The organism is Planomicrobium okeanokoites, from assembly GCF_003428875.1.
Taxonomy (GTDB): Bacteria; Bacillota; Bacilli; order Bacillales_A; family Planococcaceae; genus Planococcus; species Planococcus okeanokoites.
This window is the reverse complement of record NZ_QQRS01000003.1, coordinates 22,204-37,427: the sequence shown is the minus strand read 5'-3', so window position 1 is coordinate 37,427 and position 15,224 is coordinate 22,204. Positions and strand designations below refer to the sequence as shown.

16 protein-coding genes are annotated in these 15,224 nt (G+C 47.2%); 1 reads left to right on the top strand and 15 read right to left on the bottom strand.

Annotated elements, in window-relative coordinates; all coding sequences use genetic code 11:
- Positions 1-24 precede the first annotated feature (24 nt).
- The 15 genes from pgmB to D2910_RS08050 form a co-directional block, all read right to left on the bottom strand.
- On the bottom strand, positions 25-708 hold the full coding sequence (pgmB, locus tag D2910_RS08120) for a beta-phosphoglucomutase (protein WP_117313116.1): 684 nt from the start codon (positions 706-708) through the stop codon (positions 25-27).
- Between the two features lie 27 nt (positions 709-735).
- Positions 736-1,755 carry a LacI family DNA-binding transcriptional regulator gene (locus tag D2910_RS08115; protein ID WP_117313115.1) on the bottom strand — a complete coding sequence of 340 codons (1,020 nt, stop codon included), beginning with the start codon at positions 1,753-1,755 and terminating at the stop codon, positions 736-738.
- Positions 1,756-1,781: 26 nt separating this feature from the next.
- Entirely contained in the window at positions 1,782-2,483 is a 702-nt protein-coding gene (locus D2910_RS08110; RefSeq protein ID WP_117313114.1) for a YesL family protein, read from the bottom strand.
- A gap of 24 nt (positions 2,484-2,507) precedes the next feature.
- Positions 2,508-3,344, bottom strand: a complete 837-nt coding sequence (locus tag D2910_RS08105) for a carbohydrate ABC transporter permease (RefSeq protein ID WP_117313113.1) — start codon at positions 3,342-3,344, stop codon at positions 2,508-2,510.
- A complete protein-coding gene (locus D2910_RS08100) occupies positions 3,344-4,225 on the bottom strand; it encodes a carbohydrate ABC transporter permease (RefSeq protein WP_084243020.1) in 882 nt (293 codons plus the stop codon). The genes D2910_RS08105 and D2910_RS08100 overlap by 1 nt, the downstream gene beginning before the upstream one ends.
- A 90-nt stretch (positions 4,226-4,315) precedes the next feature.
- A complete protein-coding gene (locus tag D2910_RS08095) occupies positions 4,316-5,566 on the bottom strand; it encodes an ABC transporter substrate-binding protein (RefSeq protein ID WP_084242967.1) in 1,251 nt (416 codons plus the stop codon).
- Between the two features lie 90 nt (positions 5,567-5,656).
- On the bottom strand, positions 5,657-8,008 hold the full coding sequence (locus D2910_RS08090; RefSeq protein ID WP_240633582.1) for a glycoside hydrolase family 65 protein: 2,352 nt from the start codon (positions 8,006-8,008) through the stop codon (positions 5,657-5,659).
- A 49-nt stretch (positions 8,009-8,057) separates the two neighbouring features.
- On the bottom strand, positions 8,058-8,279 hold the full coding sequence (locus D2910_RS08085; RefSeq protein WP_084242969.1) for a hypothetical protein: 222 nt from the start codon (positions 8,277-8,279) through the stop codon (positions 8,058-8,060).
- Positions 8,280-8,295: 16 nt separating this feature from the next.
- Positions 8,296-9,588 carry a sulfatase family protein gene (locus tag D2910_RS08080; RefSeq protein WP_117313111.1) on the bottom strand — a complete coding sequence of 431 codons (1,293 nt, stop codon included), beginning with the start codon at positions 9,586-9,588 and terminating at the stop codon, positions 8,296-8,298.
- Complete coding sequence (locus tag D2910_RS08075; RefSeq protein ID WP_117313110.1) at positions 9,588-10,553, bottom strand: formylglycine-generating enzyme family protein; 966 nt, start codon at positions 10,551-10,553, stop codon at positions 9,588-9,590. The genes D2910_RS08080 and D2910_RS08075 overlap by 1 nt, the downstream gene beginning before the upstream one ends.
- A gap of 299 nt (positions 10,554-10,852) precedes the next feature.
- Positions 10,853-11,668: a hypothetical protein gene (locus D2910_RS08070; RefSeq protein ID WP_117313109.1), complete on the bottom strand. Its 816-nt coding sequence runs from the start codon at positions 11,666-11,668 to the stop codon at positions 10,853-10,855.
- A 162-nt stretch (positions 11,669-11,830) separates the two neighbouring features.
- Positions 11,831-12,340 carry a YehS family protein gene (locus tag D2910_RS08065; RefSeq protein ID WP_117313108.1) on the bottom strand — a complete coding sequence of 170 codons (510 nt, stop codon included), beginning with the start codon at positions 12,338-12,340 and terminating at the stop codon, positions 11,831-11,833.
- A 118-nt stretch (positions 12,341-12,458) separates the two neighbouring features.
- Positions 12,459-13,301 carry an ABC transporter permease gene (locus tag D2910_RS08060; RefSeq protein ID WP_117313107.1) on the bottom strand — a complete coding sequence of 281 codons (843 nt, stop codon included), beginning with the start codon at positions 13,299-13,301 and terminating at the stop codon, positions 12,459-12,461.
- Positions 13,298-14,293, bottom strand: a complete 996-nt coding sequence (locus tag D2910_RS08055) for an ATP-binding cassette domain-containing protein (RefSeq protein WP_117313106.1) — start codon at positions 14,291-14,293, stop codon at positions 13,298-13,300. Before D2910_RS08055 ends, D2910_RS08060 begins: the two co-directional genes overlap by 4 nt.
- A 225-nt stretch (positions 14,294-14,518) precedes the next feature.
- Positions 14,519-14,734: a hypothetical protein gene (locus D2910_RS08050; protein WP_112223318.1), complete on the bottom strand. Its 216-nt coding sequence runs from the start codon at positions 14,732-14,734 to the stop codon at positions 14,519-14,521.
- A 243-nt stretch (positions 14,735-14,977) separates the two neighbouring features.
- On the opposite strand from D2910_RS08050, the gene D2910_RS08045 reads away from it, so the two are divergent.
- Complete coding sequence (locus D2910_RS08045) at positions 14,978-15,211, top strand: hypothetical protein (RefSeq protein ID WP_084242977.1); 234 nt, start codon at positions 14,978-14,980, stop codon at positions 15,209-15,211.
- Positions 15,212-15,224 lie beyond the last annotated feature (13 nt).

Here is a 15,224-nt window from a genome sequence, read left to right as displayed (position 1 = left end):
CCTCCTTTTCGGAACTGACGCTTTTCAGCTTTGCTTCCGATTATTTTCAAACTCGTCAAGGATCTTTTGAAATTCCAGTTCCTGCGTGTTTCCCACCAGGTAATCGGCATGCGAAAGATGCGCATCGTCACCCACTCCGACCGAAAACATGCCCGCCCGGTTGACCGCTTCCACACCTGCCGCCGCGTCTTCAATGCCGACACAATCAGAATAGGGGATATTGAGCGCATCTGCCGCAGCCGTAAACGTTTCAGGATCGGGTTTGCCTTTCGTTATCTCCGCCGCGTTGACGATATAGTCGAAATAACCGGTCAGTTCCAGTTTATCCAAGATGCGGGCAGCATTTTTACTGGCGGAACCGAGAGCGATTTTGATGCCCGATTGTTTATTGGCCTCCAGAAAATCGCCGATTCCGGGGAGTATATAATTGGGGTTGATCGCTTCGATCAGCTCAAGGTAATAGCCATTTTTGCGGGTCGCAAGCCCGATTTTTTCCTGTTCTGAAAAATCGATCGGCGAAGTTGCCTGCCCAAGAATCCGGTCAAGCGAATCCATGCGGTTGATGCCTTTCAATTGTTCGTTGAAATGACGGTCGATTGGAATGCCAAGCTCATCAGCCAGTTTTTTCCACGCCAAATAATGGAACTCCGCCGTATCCGTAATGACGCCGTCGAGGTCGTATATAAAGAGTTTCGGAGACTGTGCCATAAAGTTAATTCCTTTCTTTTTAAGTAATTACCCTGACAGCGTTTTTACACTGCCCCGCTCCATCAGCTGATGTTCAATCCAGACATGATGATTCGCGGCTTTGTTTTCCTTTATTGCCTGGAGCAGCACTGCTGCACTTTTTCCAATTTCAATAAAATCCTGGCGGATCGTTGTCAGGGCAGGTTCCGTATAACTGCAGAAGATCAAATCATCAAATCCTGTTATGGAAATATCCTCTGGAACCTTCAATCCCGTTTCTTTCACCGCTTTCATCACCCCGATCGCCATCAGGTCACTAAAGCACAGAAAGGCTGTCGGCCGCTCCTTTTGTAAATGTTTTTTCGCGAGGAGATAAGCGCGTTCTTCTGAAAAATCCGCTTCCAGAACAGGCAAATCAGTCAACTTCAAATCGCGGGAACGCAAAGCTTCTTCCACGCCTTTTATCCGTTCTTTATTGACATAAGTCTCGGAAGTCCCCGCCATAATTACAATATCGCGGTGATTCCGCTCAAGGAGATAGGCCATAATCTCTTCAGCCGCTTTGGCGTTGTCGATTGAGACGCTGCCAATCATCCCGTTCCCGCTTTCGTTCATGATATCGAGGACGACACAGGGCAGGCTGGTGTCGATCAGCTCTTTGTAATAAGGGTCATCCGTCCGGATCCCTTGCAGAATCGCCCCGCCAATATTCCGTTCGCGGCAATATTGGACATAACTCTGCTGTTTCTGCCGCTTCGAGTCGATCAGATTGATGGACAGGTCGAATCGGCTGTCGGCAACCGCCCGGTAAACGCCTTTGAAGATATCGAACGCGTTGCTGTCCTTGACGTTGTCGTTGAGGACCCCTGAAGAAATCAAACCGATGGTCATCTGCTTTTTGGAACTCAGATTTTTCGCGTTGATATTCGGTGTATAATTCAGTTCCTTCGCAACGGCAAATATCCGCTGTCTTGTTTCTTCTTTTACATCCTTATAATTATTGAATGATTTTGAAACAACACTGACGGAAACATTCGCTTTTTTCGCAACTTCCTTTATTGTCGCCATTCTTAATCCACTTCCTCCATTGATCATCAGCCGGCATCATCGGACACCGCTTTTTCTGTAATTTTTTGTGTCGTTCTATAGAATGCGGAAAATGACAGGAAGGCTGTCAACGAGCATGTCAGAAGTGGAAACAGCAGCTGCAGCTGGGTGGTGCTGAGCCATATCAGCACAGCGCTGACCGCGGCGATGAAAAGACCTGTCAGCGGTCTGCCGGCCGACAGAAAAAACGCGTTTTTCATTTTCGCTGCGGCATTCATCCTGTAATGGGAGCTGATCAGCAGGAAATTGACTGTATAGATGTACAAGGCGATTCCAATCACCAGAAACATTAATGCCGCACTGCTCTGTTCCGTATATAAATAGAAGTAGGCGTAATACCAAACGAGCCATACCGCTGCAAAAATCGCTCCCATCTTCGCATTTTCCCGATAATCCGCCTTTAAATGAGTAAAATATTTCTTCATGATCGAAGAGTAGTCTTCTTCCACAATCCAGTCCCTTGTTATCGAAAAGACCGCTGCTGTAGCAGGGAAAAACAGGAACGATGCGAAGAGCCATCCCGCTAGTCCGAAAAAGACCAGTCCGGCGGCGCTGCTCATTTCAACTGTCACAAAAAGGATGAAGAACGGCAGGGACAGCATAAACCACAGCAAATTGACGCCTGAAAATCGCATGACCCATTCGCTCATTCCATAAAAAACACCGGCGAGCCCTTTAAATTCAACCATGATATCCCTCCAGTCGAAAAGAGCTTATTTGACAGCCCCTTCACCGATTCCTTTGATGATGTATTTCTGTGCGAGCACATAAAAGATGACAACGGGTATGATCGTTAACGTCAGCCCTGCCATCGCCAGATTCCATTCGATGGTGAATTCACCGAAGAAATAGAATACCGACAGCGGAATCGTCCGCAGCTCTTTATCGATTAATGTAAGTGACGGCAACAGGAAATCATTCCAGATCAGGATGACATTCAAAATCATCACTGTGGCAGTAATCGGTGTCAATATCGGGAAGACAACCCGCCAGAACACACCGAACTTCGATGCACCGTCAATCGTAGCTGCTTCTTCAAGCGATATCGGAATGGATTTGATGAATCCGTGATACAGAAAGACGGAAAGAGCAGCGTGAAAACCGATATTCATGAAAATCAATCCACTGAGCGTATTATACAAAGGGATACCTGTCGTTCTGGAAATTCCGGTAACCAATTGCATCAACGGCATCATGATCGTCTGGAACGGAATCAGCATCGTCGCGATCAAGGTCATGAAGATGACGGTACTGACCCAATTGTCCGACCGCGCAAGCATCCAGGCGGTCATCGAAGATAGAATCACGATGAATATCACAGACACCACCGTCACATAAATCGAGTTCGCAAAAGCATTGAAAAAATCCATCCGTTCCATAGCGGCGGTGTAATATTGGAGCCCGAATTCCTCCGGAAACGCCAAAGTGTTTTCATACAGCTCGCGCCGGTTTTTGAAGGAGTTGATAAAGATGATATAGATGGGAGAAAGAAATACAAGCGCCATCAGAATGAGCAGGATTTCTTTCGACCAGTTTCCTATGGCCTTCATCACATTTCAACCTCCTTCTTCTTGGTGATGTAAACTTGCGTCAATGTAATGGCTGCGATGATGACAAAGAAAACGATCGCTTTCGCCTGCCCGTAACCATAATTGCCGTAACCGAAGATTTCATTGTAGATATTCATCGCAAACAGTTCCGTGGCATTTGCCGGTCCGCCGCCTGTCAGCGACAAGTTAACGTCGTATATTTTAAAGCCGTATGACAAGGTAAGGAATAGACTGATGGTGAACGCTGGCATGAGCAGCGGCACTGTGATCCGCAAAAAACGCTGCCATCCGCTGGCGCCATCGATTCTCGCAGCTTCGATCACTTCCCCAGGAATCCCTTGTATCCCTGCAATATAAACAATCATCACATAGCCCGCCATCTGCCAGGTAAAGACAAATACCAAAGCGAATAACGCAAAATCTTCATTGTTCAGCCAGTTAAAGAAAATCGACTCGAGACCTGTTACGTCGCCGATCAAAGTGAAAACATCCAGAAAGACGAATTGCCAAATATAGCCGAGTATCAGTCCGCCAATTAAATACGGCATGAACAGCATCGTTCTTGCCAAGTTCGCCAGCTTCAGCTTGGACGTCACCAATAGCGCAAACGCCAGACCGGCCGCATTGACCGTGATCACCGACAGAACGGTGAACAATACGGTAAGCCAGGCCGAACGGAGAAACCGTTCATCTTCCATAAGCCTGACAAAATTATCGAGTCCATTGAATACCATCGGATTGGCTCCGATGCCATCCCATTGGAAAAACGCGTAATAGATTCCGATAACAAATGGAACAAGTACTATAAGAGTAAAAATGAGTAATAACGGCACTGTAAAGATTAGATACCAGCCGACTTTTTTCCTGTTCGCCACGCTCATCCCCACTTTCATGACATTGCTGATTTTTCGCGTACCCAGAAAAAGCAGAACACGCCGTTGCAGGCGTGTCCCCTCTATTCCTGGCCATTCTTATTGGGCCGCGTTTTCCCATGCGGCCTGCAGATTTTCAACCAGTTCTTCGCCGGTCATGTCTTCATTAACGAAGAAACTTTCGGCTACTGGCGTAAAGTCATTCGGAACCACGTTCGCAGGATAGTAATTATGCGCCCATGGAATTGTTTCCCCACTGTTTGACGCTTCCAGTACAGCTTGCGATAACGGATCCAGATCGCCGGCTTCGATATTAGTCATCGCCGGAATAAAACCGAATTCCTCTACAATGAACCGCTGGCCGGTTTCGCTGTTGTGTAGCCAGTCCAGGAATTCGATTGCTGCATCAATTTCTTCTTGATCTTTCTCTGCGTTGACTGCCCAGTTGCTGCCTACGCCAACCGCCAATTTGTCATTGCCTTCAAGCGGGAATGGTGCCATTGCGTACTCAAAATCCACTTCAAAGTCTTCAAGCATGCCTGCCGCCCAGTTTCCCTGATGGATCATGGCAGTCTGGCCAGCCGCGAAATCACCGACTTGCGTATCATAAGTCGTATTCAACGGCGTCGGTGTGTTGGCTCTGATTGCTTCCATAAATTCACCGAATCTCAAAAATTCCTCTGTTTCCGTCAAAGTCACTTCACCGTTCGTTAATTGCTCCATGAATTCAACCGGTTCCTCCTGCAGTGAGAATGGATAGTTGCTGATATGCCCAATCAGGAAGTAGGCTTCAGAAGAAAGGCCAAATCCGTTGATGCCTTCTGCGTTAAAATCTTCCAATGTACTGACAAATGAATCATAATCGGCAATATCCGCCGGGTCGACCATTTCTGTATTGTAGACAATGCCGAATCCTTCCACGCTGTAAGGGATTCCAACCAATTTGTCATCCAGCATCAATCCCATGTCCGGAGCGAGATTGCTGACAAAATCCTCGCCGCTCAAATCATATAAATACGATTCTAAGCGTTCCGCAACCTCTGCGTTTTGAACACTCATAATGGATGGACCTGTTCCATTGTTCAAGCGAATCTGCAATTGCTGGGCATAATCGTCACCGGTCGTCCCAATTACTTCCACGGGAACTCCCGTCTCTTCCGTATAAGCCTCGGCAGCAGCTTCCAATTGATCAGAAATTTCCACCTTAGTCTGGAAAATAGTGATGCCTTCCGATTCTTCTCCTGACCCGCCTTCCGAACCGCCTTCATCTCCGCCGCCGCCACATGCAGCCAAGAGCGAGATTGTCGCGGCAAATGTCATGCCTGTAACAAATTTCTTATTAAACGCCATTGTTGGTGCCCCCTTCAAATTTTGGAATTATATAGCGAACAAAATGATCAGCTCATTTTGTGACTACCAGTTTCATCAAGCGCTGACTCTTCAATGTTTAAGCTGGACTTCAATCGAATCCTCGAAAGTATAAACGACACCATTTGTTTCAAATTGGATCTCTCGTTGAGAGTCCGACCTGATTTTCAGCCGTTTTTCTGTTATATCCAATTGCAGCAATTCACCTTGCCAAAAAATCGAAAACCGCATGTGCCGCCATTCTTTCGGCATCCGCGGATTGATCTGCAGACTGCCATCTGCCTGCCTTACCCCTGCGAAACCGAACACGGCAGCTTTCCAAATCCCCGCAATCGCCGCTGCATGAATTCCGTCGTCAGAGGAATGCATATTCGGCCCCATATCGATTTCACATGTTTTCCGAAATAAAGAATAGGCAAGCTCCTGTTCACCGATTTGACTTGCTGCAATCGCGTGCGTCGAGAGGCTGAGAGAAGAATCATGCAGCGTGCGCGCTTCGTAATAAATGAAGTTCTCTTTCTTTGCCTTCCGCGAAAAACGCGGATCGTCTTTCAGGAACGTCTGCTCCATCAGGAAAAACAACAGCACAATATCGGCTTGCTTCGTCACCTGGATGCCATTGATCTGCTCCGGGTTATAGTCGCGGTAGATCGTCCTGGCTTTCGTTTGCGTCTTATACTTATCCAGTTTGATTTCCGGCAATTCGAGATAGGTGTCATCTTGCGGCAGTACCAAATCCTCTGAACGCGGTTCCGGCAAAAACAGCTGCTCCGCCTTCGACTGCCAATTGGCATGATCCCCTTCCCCGACAAGCGATTTCCAAAGTGCCGGATTTTCCTTCGCCAGTTTTTCCGCGTAACGCATCGCAAGCATCAGATTAAAATAAGCCAGGTAATTCGTGAATGTGTTATTGCTGACATGTTCTTTATATTCATCCGGACCGATGACATCCGTAATTTCAAACCGCTGCTCCTCTTCATTCCATTCGAAACGGCTTGACCAGAATCGGGCTGTATCAAAAACCATCTCGTAACCGCAGAGTTCCAGGAATTCTTCGTCACCGGTGACGTTCACATATTGATACACCGCAAAAGCGATGTCAGCCGAAAGGTGGTGTTCAATCAACCCCGACCAGATTTTCGTCCGTTCTCCGGTGACAATATCGATATCGCCCCATTCCGGAGTCACTTCGCCATCCGTCGGCCACGCCATTTCCCAGGGGAACATCGCTCCAGCATAGCCAAATTGCTCCGCTTTTTGCCGGGCACCGGCCATTCCGTGATAGCGGTATTGCAGCAAAGACCGCGCTGTGTCAGGATTCGAATAAATGAAAAAAGGCAGGATAAAGATTTCAGTGTCCCAGAATGAATGCCCTTTATACGCTTCACCACTCAACGCCTTCGCACCGATCCCCATTCGGTCATCATGCGCCGGAGCCATCGCGGTCAAATGATACAGCGAAAAACGGATTGCCAGCTGGTCGTCCGGATTTTCACTCTCGACTTCAAATTCATAGGCATTCCATACGTTTTCCTGCCAGGCAAGGCGGTGTGAGTCCCTCAACCGTTCGAATCCTTCTTTATCGAAATCCTTTAGTTCACCCATAGACTGTTTCTGCATTTCGGCCAGACTGTACTGCTCGTGATCCCTTTCTTTATCTCGGCTTGTATGCACAGTTGTCAGCTTTTCCAGGTCAAACCTGTCACCTTGCTCAACTTTGCACTTATAGGACATCCACACTTTTCGGCGTTCCATGTATTTATCCGCTTCCGCAGTTATTTCTTCATCATTAAGCTTTAATGTATGTACAGTGTTGTGGACAAAATCAATACCGGATTGAGTGGTCGTCTGGACAAGCTGGATAAAACGTCCTTCCGAAATCTTCCGGTCCCCTTCCAGAAAATGCTGGACGCCGGAATTTGTCACTTGCGCGCTAAGGCCGCTTTCAATCGAAACTTCGACAGCACCCGACAGGCTTTGAATTTCCATTTTCATGCCAATCAAATGAGGATGCGCTAATGATACAAAACGGCTGAAATGAAATTGAAGCTTTTTGCCTTGCGGCGATGTCCAGACAAAAGAGCGGGTAAGTTCCGCGTCTTTCAAATTCAGCTGTTTGCTGTAATCCCCGGTTTCGCCAAACTCAAGACTGAAACGCTCGCCGTCAATCAGAATGTCAAGGCGGGTGGCATCTGCCACATTCGGCAATTCCGTCACTTCATTTTGGTCCGCCTTATTGAATGTCCCATTGATGAAAAGGTTCCTCTTTTCATTTAAATAAGGTTCTTCGGCCGCCGAGCGCAGCCCCATATAACCGTTCCCTAATAACATCACCGTTTCGGTCTTTCCAAGATGAAAAGCGGAAAAATCCTGATCGCCTAATATCCAATTTTCATATTTGTCTTTGCCAATTGAATAATCCATCACCACAGCCACCTCCTTTGCCGGTGTTGTCCAGATTTCCGAAAACGTTTTAGTTTTGTCCTAAAAAAGAGAGATGGGCTGTCGAGGTTTTGCTGGACCGTTTTAATTGTCTGTAAACCATACCATCTCTCTTGTCAGTTGAATCAACTATGTATTTAGTATTTTCTGTATAGTAAGCGTTTTCATTTAGTATAAATCCTTCTTTTTTAATAGTCAATGGATACTTCTTTTTACCTGCTGGGAAAAATTGAAAAAGAGTTGCCCATTTCAACCGGCAACTCTTCCTGTTATTTGTCACGATCTTGTGTCCATTCGTCCGCTTCCGTCCCGGGAACCGGACCTTTCAGCAGCGGATCTTCCGTCTCCGCCATCCACTTGTCGACCTGTTCCCGTAATTCCTGCAGCACATTCACATGTTCAGGATCTTCGGCTAAATTCTGTTGTTCCAACGGATCTTTTTTCAAGTCATATAATTCTTCTTTCACATTTGGAACGGAATATTCCTCGCGCACTTCTTCGCCTGAAAGACTGGTATACAAATCATATGGCAAATAAACTTTCGGCCCGTCTTCAAAATTCCGGATATATTTATAATCCTTCGTCCGTATGCCGCGCATCGGATGGTAGCGGTCGTGCCAGGTCAATTCACAGAAAAAATGATCCCGCTCCGTATAATCCCGTTCTTTCAATAAAGGCAGGAAACTGTAGCCGTCGATCCCTTCCGGCACTTCGCCCCCAGCAATTTCAAGCAACGTCGGCATCAAATCGATATTGCACAGCAATTCGTCCTGCCTGCGCCCTTCTGTCATCATCCCTTTTGGAAACCGTATGAGCAAAGCCGTTTCCAGCCCGGCATCTGTCAGTGTCCCTTTGGCCCGCGGAAACGCGATGCCGTGATCCGTTGTATAAATCAATACCGTGTTTTCGGCAAGTCCCGTATCATCCAGCACTCTTTTAATCCGTCCCACCGATCGGTCGAGTTCTTTGACCGACCCTTGAAAACGGGCGATGTCTTCTCTTACTTTTTCTGTATCCGGCAGATACGGCGGCACTTCAACGCTATCAATCGGATCCGGCTCAAAAGCATCAAACGGCCGATGCGTTTCTTCAAATCCGACTGACGCATAAAAAGGTTTGTCATTTTGAGAAGCGGTGCGTTCCTTCAGAAAAGCTTCCAGCTGATCCGTGACTTTTTCCGCCGCGTTGCCGGGCACTTTTACAACGTGGTCGTAGCCCAGCTTTTCCCCTTCATAGACGCCATCGATCGATTCATGGAAAAAGCCGAAGAGCGCTGTATCGTAACCCGCTCCTTTCATTTCGGATGGAATCGTTTTAACGTCGCTTTTCATCGTGTGCCCCAGGTGAGTGAGTCCCATCAGACCGTGATTATGGCCGTACTTTCCTGTCAGAATGCTGCCGCGGCTGGGACTGCACTGGGGCTGCGAACAAAAATAATTATCAAATCGGACTCCTTCTTCCGCAATCTTATCCAGTTCCGGTGTTTCGACTTTTCGTCCGTATGTCCCCAAATGGCGCCCCGTATCATGTGAAATGACCATCAGAATATTCATTTTCTCCATTAAATCGATTCCTCCATTTCAATATCGGCTGCGCACCTGAATCCGATATTGCCAGCCGAACTGTCCATTGTATTCGACGTGCGCGCCGCCACCCTGTATCTGTTGCAATAGGATTCATGGCATAAATAGGATCCGCCGCGCATGGCCCGGTGGATATTTTCTTGTGATGATTCTTTATCATTCTGCGGTGCAAATGGATCCGAACACCATTCCCATACGTTGCCCGCCATATTATAGAGTCCAAATCCATTCCTTGGAAATGAAACAGCGGGTGCCGTTCCGATATAGCCATCTTCCATCGTATTTGTATTCGGAAACGCACCTTGCCAGATATTGCAATAATGTTGCCCGTTCGGCGTCAGCTCATTGCCCCACGGATATTTCTGCTGCACCAGACCGCCGCGCGCCGCAAACTCCCATTCACTTTCACTCGGCAATCGCTTGCCTGCCCAGCTGGCGAAAGCCTGCGCATCGTTCCACGACACATGGATCACCGGATGGTCCATCCTGTCTTCTATCGATGAATCCGGCCCTTCCGGCTGGTGCCAATACGCCTGCTCCACCGCGAACCACCACGGCGTCGCCGCCACTTGCTGCACTTCCACTTGAATGTCCCGGTCAATAAATTTATAAAACACGAACGACCAGCCGAATCGTTCAGCCTCCGTAATGTAACCTGTTTCCTTCACGAATTGCGCAAACTCTTCGTTGGTCACTGTATGGCTGTCCAGCAGAAAAGGTTTTACATTTTCTTCTCTTACCGGCCCTTCGTGATCAGCCGGAAAACCGTCTTCATCATCAGTACCCATTAAGAATGAGCCGCCTTCGATACGCACCATCTTTTCGTGAAAGCGCAACTTCTTCTTTTGGCGGATGGATGGGAATCCGTCCATTTCATCCGATTTTTTAGTTGTCTCAAAATCTTGCCGACTGGCTGAACAGCAAGTTGCCTGATTCTGTTCCATTGGGCTTCTCCTTCCCAGTTTCAGGATTAGTTAGTGTCGATTGTATACCTGTCGGCCGGAGAGTTAAAGTTTTTAAGGGAAACTAGTCGTCATTATGGAATTTTCGGTCGTTATTGCTTGTTCGGGTTGATTTTGAATTCTTTTTAGTCGAGTTTAGACATATTCAATAGAGTTTTTGATTTATTTATTTCCATTTTATGGATTTACTGTCCATTAAAGCTACAATACTGTCCGTAATGGATGAATTACTGTCCGTTACAGGCCATTTACTGTCCATTAGCAATTCCACTTCAACATTTCTACCAATCCAAACTTTTCAGCCGCTCAACTTCCCCGTCCATCCCCATCTTCTTCAGTTCTGACATGATGAACCCTTTCAATGGTGTTTGATTATCGATTAAATTCGCATACTGCGCGTCGCGAATAAAAGCCAATTTGCTTTCCAAAGGAGCCGACGCGAAAAATGCCTTCGCTTCATCCAGGTTAATATCATCATCTTCTGAAACTTTATAAATCGGTAAATCAGCATCGGTTTTATTGAGTAGAGCTACACCTATCCCGTCGTTGGTAGGCAGCACTATCTGCCTTCGACGCGACGCCGCTACATCTTCAACGTAATCATAGACATTTTCAATCCGCTCACAGCCCATATATTCCTTCATCATTGTCAGCACCTGATTACGCGCCTCCGCCAGCTCAGGAGATTCCTCATAATTTTTATCCGATTCATCCACCATCGCCTGATACTGCTCAGCCGATTCGATCATCATGAAATTATACAGCATCATCAAATGCCGGTCGCTGTAAAGAAAGTCGACGAATTCCTTTGAGTTGCGCGCCAGCAATTTGAGCGAATCCGGTGCTTCCATCGGATGCACACACACGACAAACGCTTCTTCCAGATCGGTCACTTTGCCAAAATCCGTCAGCAACCCGACATGAATTCCGTCCACCCCTGGACTCATGAACGGCAGCACATCGTACGGCGTCTGGTCATACGCGATCGAACTGTCCGCCCACTGCAGCCCAATGCCTTCATCGAGCGAGAAGCCTTCCTTATGTAATAACTCATCAAACGCCTTCAGCTTCTTCAAAGTCGGCGGCAGAAAATCCATCCCTCTTCATCCCCTTTTCCAAATCGGATCATTTCCATAATCATACCGATTCCCGCGAATAAAAACATCCTCGTCCCATAGAAATTATTGCCTTTTATTCCATATAAATTTGCTGATCAGTCCAAAACAAAAACCGCACCAAAAAGATGCGGTTGACTCAGCTTATTTTCTGTATTTGATGGCAAGTCCTTTTAAGAAATTACGTGCATAGCGGTCGCCGCAGAGGCTGTAGTTTTTATGTCCTTGTTTACGCAGGATTCCGCTCAGTTCACTTTTCGAAACCGTGACGCCTGCAAGTTTCAGAATCTCAATCATATCTTCGCTCGTCAATTGCAACGCGATCTTCACTTTTTTCAGCAACAGATTCTTCGATGGCTCGTTTGTCAGCGGCGGTGTGCCCGTCTGTCCTTCCTGGCGCCCACGTTTATGGATGATGAAGCCGTTCAGGAACGACTCAAGCATCGCATTGTCCACAGGAATATGATCTTCGTTCGTGCTTTCGGTGAAAATGCTGTCGTCTCCATCTTCATCACGCTCCGGCGACTTTGTCAGCACCTTCTGCACATCTTCCTTCGTCAGCTGGATGCCGCCCAGTTTGAAAATCTCCACCATATCATTATTTTTAATATCCAGCGCGTAGCGCAGCCGGATCAGAATATCGTTATTATCCATCGTAAAACCTCCTGTAGCCTAAGCAAATTTATCTTCTATCATGATAGCATATTCAGCTGAGGCAGGGCTTATAATACAAAACGCCAATCCCCCACAAGGGAATCAGCGTTTCTTCAACTCATTTTTTATTGCGGTACAAGTAAACGGTAATCGGTGCGAATATTGCCGTCATGATGACGGAAACAATGAGCACCCATATCACTTGCTGTGTGGTAACCGTTCCGTGCATAGCGCCGCGCACGGCCGTAGCCAGAATCGAAATCGGATTGACATCAACAAAGCTCTCCAGCCAGGATGGTAAAGTCCGCGGATCGACGAATACGTTACTGACGAATGTCAGTGGGAACAGCACCATGAAGCTGATCATCATCAAGGCTTTCTCCGAGCGTACGATCAAACCGCAGACTGTCCAAATCCATGACAGGCTGAAAGAGAACACCAAAATCAACGCAATGGCACCCAGTACACCCATCAAACCGCCTTCCGGACGGAAACCGAGCGCAAAACCAAGCGTGATCATAATCACTGATGCCATCGAGTAACGGATCACATCGACCAGCAGCGAGCCGATCAATGCAGACGGCAGCCAGATTGGTAATGTACGGAAACGGTCAAATATTCCTTTACGGATATCGTTATTCAAGTCAATTCCGGTATACATCGTAATTTGAGCTACAGTCATCACCAAAATCCCTGGCAAAAGGAATTGAAGATATTCTTCCGTTGACCCAGCGATGGCGCCGCCAAACAGGTAGGTGAACATCAATAAAAAAATGACCGGGAAAACCGTCACATCAAACATCTGCTCAGGAACATGTTTAATGCGCAACAGAGCCCTTGTAGCGAATGTCATTGTCGAAGCCACCGCACTGGGCGGTTTCGGCCTGTCACTTGAAGCGATCGATTCGTTAAGCCGCAGTTCATTTGCTTCTTTTTCTCTTTGTTCGATATAACCTGTCATGATACGCCCTCCTCGGATTGTGCCTCTTGCGCGGCTTCATGTCCGGTTAATGTCAGGAATACTTCGTCGAGGCTTGGCCGTCCGAATGAAAAATCACTTACGGCAATTTTGTTTCGCGCCAGTTCACTTAAAGCGTCCGCGACCAGAAACGAATCGTTGATCTGAGCCGTCAATGAGGTGGAATCAAGCATTAAGCGGACAGCAGCGGAAAGTTTATCTTCCAGGATATTCACTGCACGCGGACGGTCTTCCGCGTTGACCAGTTGAAGGCTCAGCGTGCCAGTGCCGACCGAAGCTTTCAGCTCACTGCTTGTTCCTTCGGCGATGATTTTGCCTTGGTTGATGACAGCAATGCGGTCTGCCAGCTGGTCTGCCTCTTCCAGATACTGCGTCGTCAGCAGCACCGTCGTGCCGCTTCCGACCAGTGCGCGAATAATATCCCATACCTGGTTCCGGCTTCTCGGATCCAGCCCCGCCGTCGGTTCGTCCAGGAACAGCAGTTCAGGGGTCACAACTATGCTGGCCGCGATATCGATGCGACGACGCATACCACCGGAGTAATTCTTCACTTGCCGTTTCGCCGCTTCCTGCAGCCCGAATGCTTTTAAAAGTTCTGCTGCCCTCGCCTTTGCGGCAGCTCGCCCGTACCCCATCAGCCTGCCCATCATGACCAGATTCTCCATTCCGGTCAAATCTTCATCAATGGAGGCATATTGGCCAGTCAGACTGATGCGGCTTCGGATTTCATCTCCTTCTTTGCTTAAATCATGGCCGAATATCCGTGCCGATCCACCGTCAGGCTTCAGTAAAGTGGCAAGTAAACGGATTGTTGTCGTTTTGCCAGCTCCGTTCGGTCCCAAAAACCCGAATACAGTGCCTCTTCGTACGGTCAAATCCACGCCATCCACGGCCCGATGTTTGCCAAAAATCTTCACAAGACCTTTCGCTTCAATTGCCCAATCAGGTGCCGCTTCCAAACTTACACCTCTCACTCTGCTCACCCTTTCCTCTGAAACTAAGGAATAATCCGTGGCTAATGAGTCCGGTCAACGAAAAATTACAAGAACGCCAAACACTCTCGATAAGAACACCTGTTCCGTATATTCTACACCCATCTCAAGTTAAAGTAAACAATTATTATCTAATTATTCAATCTTTTTAAGTTAAAAGAAAACGCTGATCTCCACTTACGGAAATCAGCGTCTTTCCCCTTAATATCATGCGCCGCGCGGCTCTTTCGGCGGTTGGCATACATCACATTTGCGTTGGTTATTCTTGTTGAACTTCGTAAAAGTCTTTTCAAAATTATTGCCGCATTCACATTTGAACAACAGCTTTTGCGAAAATCCGTGATATTCCTTCGACAATAACGTGCTGGTTGAGTTCTTTTCGGTAAACTCTCTTATTTTATCGATCGTCCATCTTTTGTTCATTCTATTACACCTCTATAATTTATTGGTAATTCCATTTTCCAGGCATCCACTTGCTGTGATATTCCCAAGTTCCTCATTATAGCACGGTCCGGCCATCTCTGCCCGTGCCCCTGTTTTCAATAAAAACCGTTCCTGCTGTTCATTGTCCCTTCATAGTGTTACTGTTGGTCCATAGGGTAATAAAAAACCGTGGATTCTACAGACTTTCTTTAGTCACTTTCCATTTAAGGGAGGAGAATCCTATTGAAAATAAACCATATCAGTGACTTGCTCAGCACGATTTGCCAATACAATAACGTGCGCATCACCCAGACATTCACTTTTGAAAACAAGGATTTAATCATCGCCCGCTGCGTTCCCAACACAACGGTACTGGAATTGACGTTCCTTGAAACTTCCGTAGTCGAACGTTACAACACAATCGAAGAAGCAGCTGTCGTGATCGATCTTCAGCTCAACCAAAGCAAAGTGATCTGACTCCCGATTCGCG

Coding starts and splice junctions, on each gene's coding strand:
- D2910_RS08090 (WP_240633582.1), bottom strand. CDS start 8,008: ATGGATTATTCAATTGGCAAAGACAAATATGAAAATTGGATATTAGGC.
- D2910_RS08080 (WP_117313111.1), bottom strand. CDS start 9,588: ATGGAGAAAATGAATATTCTGATGGTCATTTCACATGATACGGGGCGC.
- D2910_RS08075 (WP_117313110.1), bottom strand. CDS start 10,553: ATGGAACAGAATCAGGCAACTTGCTGTTCAGCCAGTCGGCAAGATTTT.
- D2910_RS08110 (WP_117313114.1), bottom strand. CDS start 2,483: ATGGTTGAATTTAAAGGGCTCGCCGGTGTTTTTTATGGAATGAGCGAA.
- pgmB (WP_117313116.1), bottom strand. CDS start 708: ATGGCACAGTCTCCGAAACTCTTTATATACGACCTCGACGGCGTCATT.
- D2910_RS08115 (WP_117313115.1), bottom strand. CDS start 1,755: ATGGCGACAATAAAGGAAGTTGCGAAAAAAGCGAATGTTTCCGTCAGT.
- D2910_RS08100 (WP_084243020.1), bottom strand. CDS start 4,225: ATGAGCGTGGCGAACAGGAAAAAAGTCGGCTGGTATCTAATCTTTACA.
- D2910_RS08095 (WP_084242967.1), bottom strand. CDS start 5,566: ATGGCGTTTAATAAGAAATTTGTTACAGGCATGACATTTGCCGCGACA.
- D2910_RS08050 (WP_112223318.1), bottom strand. CDS start 14,734: ATGAACAAAAGATGGACGATCGATAAAATAAGAGAGTTTACCGAAAAG.
- D2910_RS08105 (WP_117313113.1), bottom strand. CDS start 3,344: ATGAAGGCCATAGGAAACTGGTCGAAAGAAATCCTGCTCATTCTGATG.
- D2910_RS08065 (WP_117313108.1), bottom strand. CDS start 12,340: ATGGATAATAACGATATTCTGATCCGGCTGCGCTACGCGCTGGATATT.
- D2910_RS08070 (WP_117313109.1), bottom strand. CDS start 11,668: ATGGATTTTCTGCCGCCGACTTTGAAGAAGCTGAAGGCGTTTGATGAG.
- D2910_RS08060 (WP_117313107.1), bottom strand. CDS start 13,301: ATGACAGGTTATATCGAACAAAGAGAAAAAGAAGCAAATGAACTGCGG.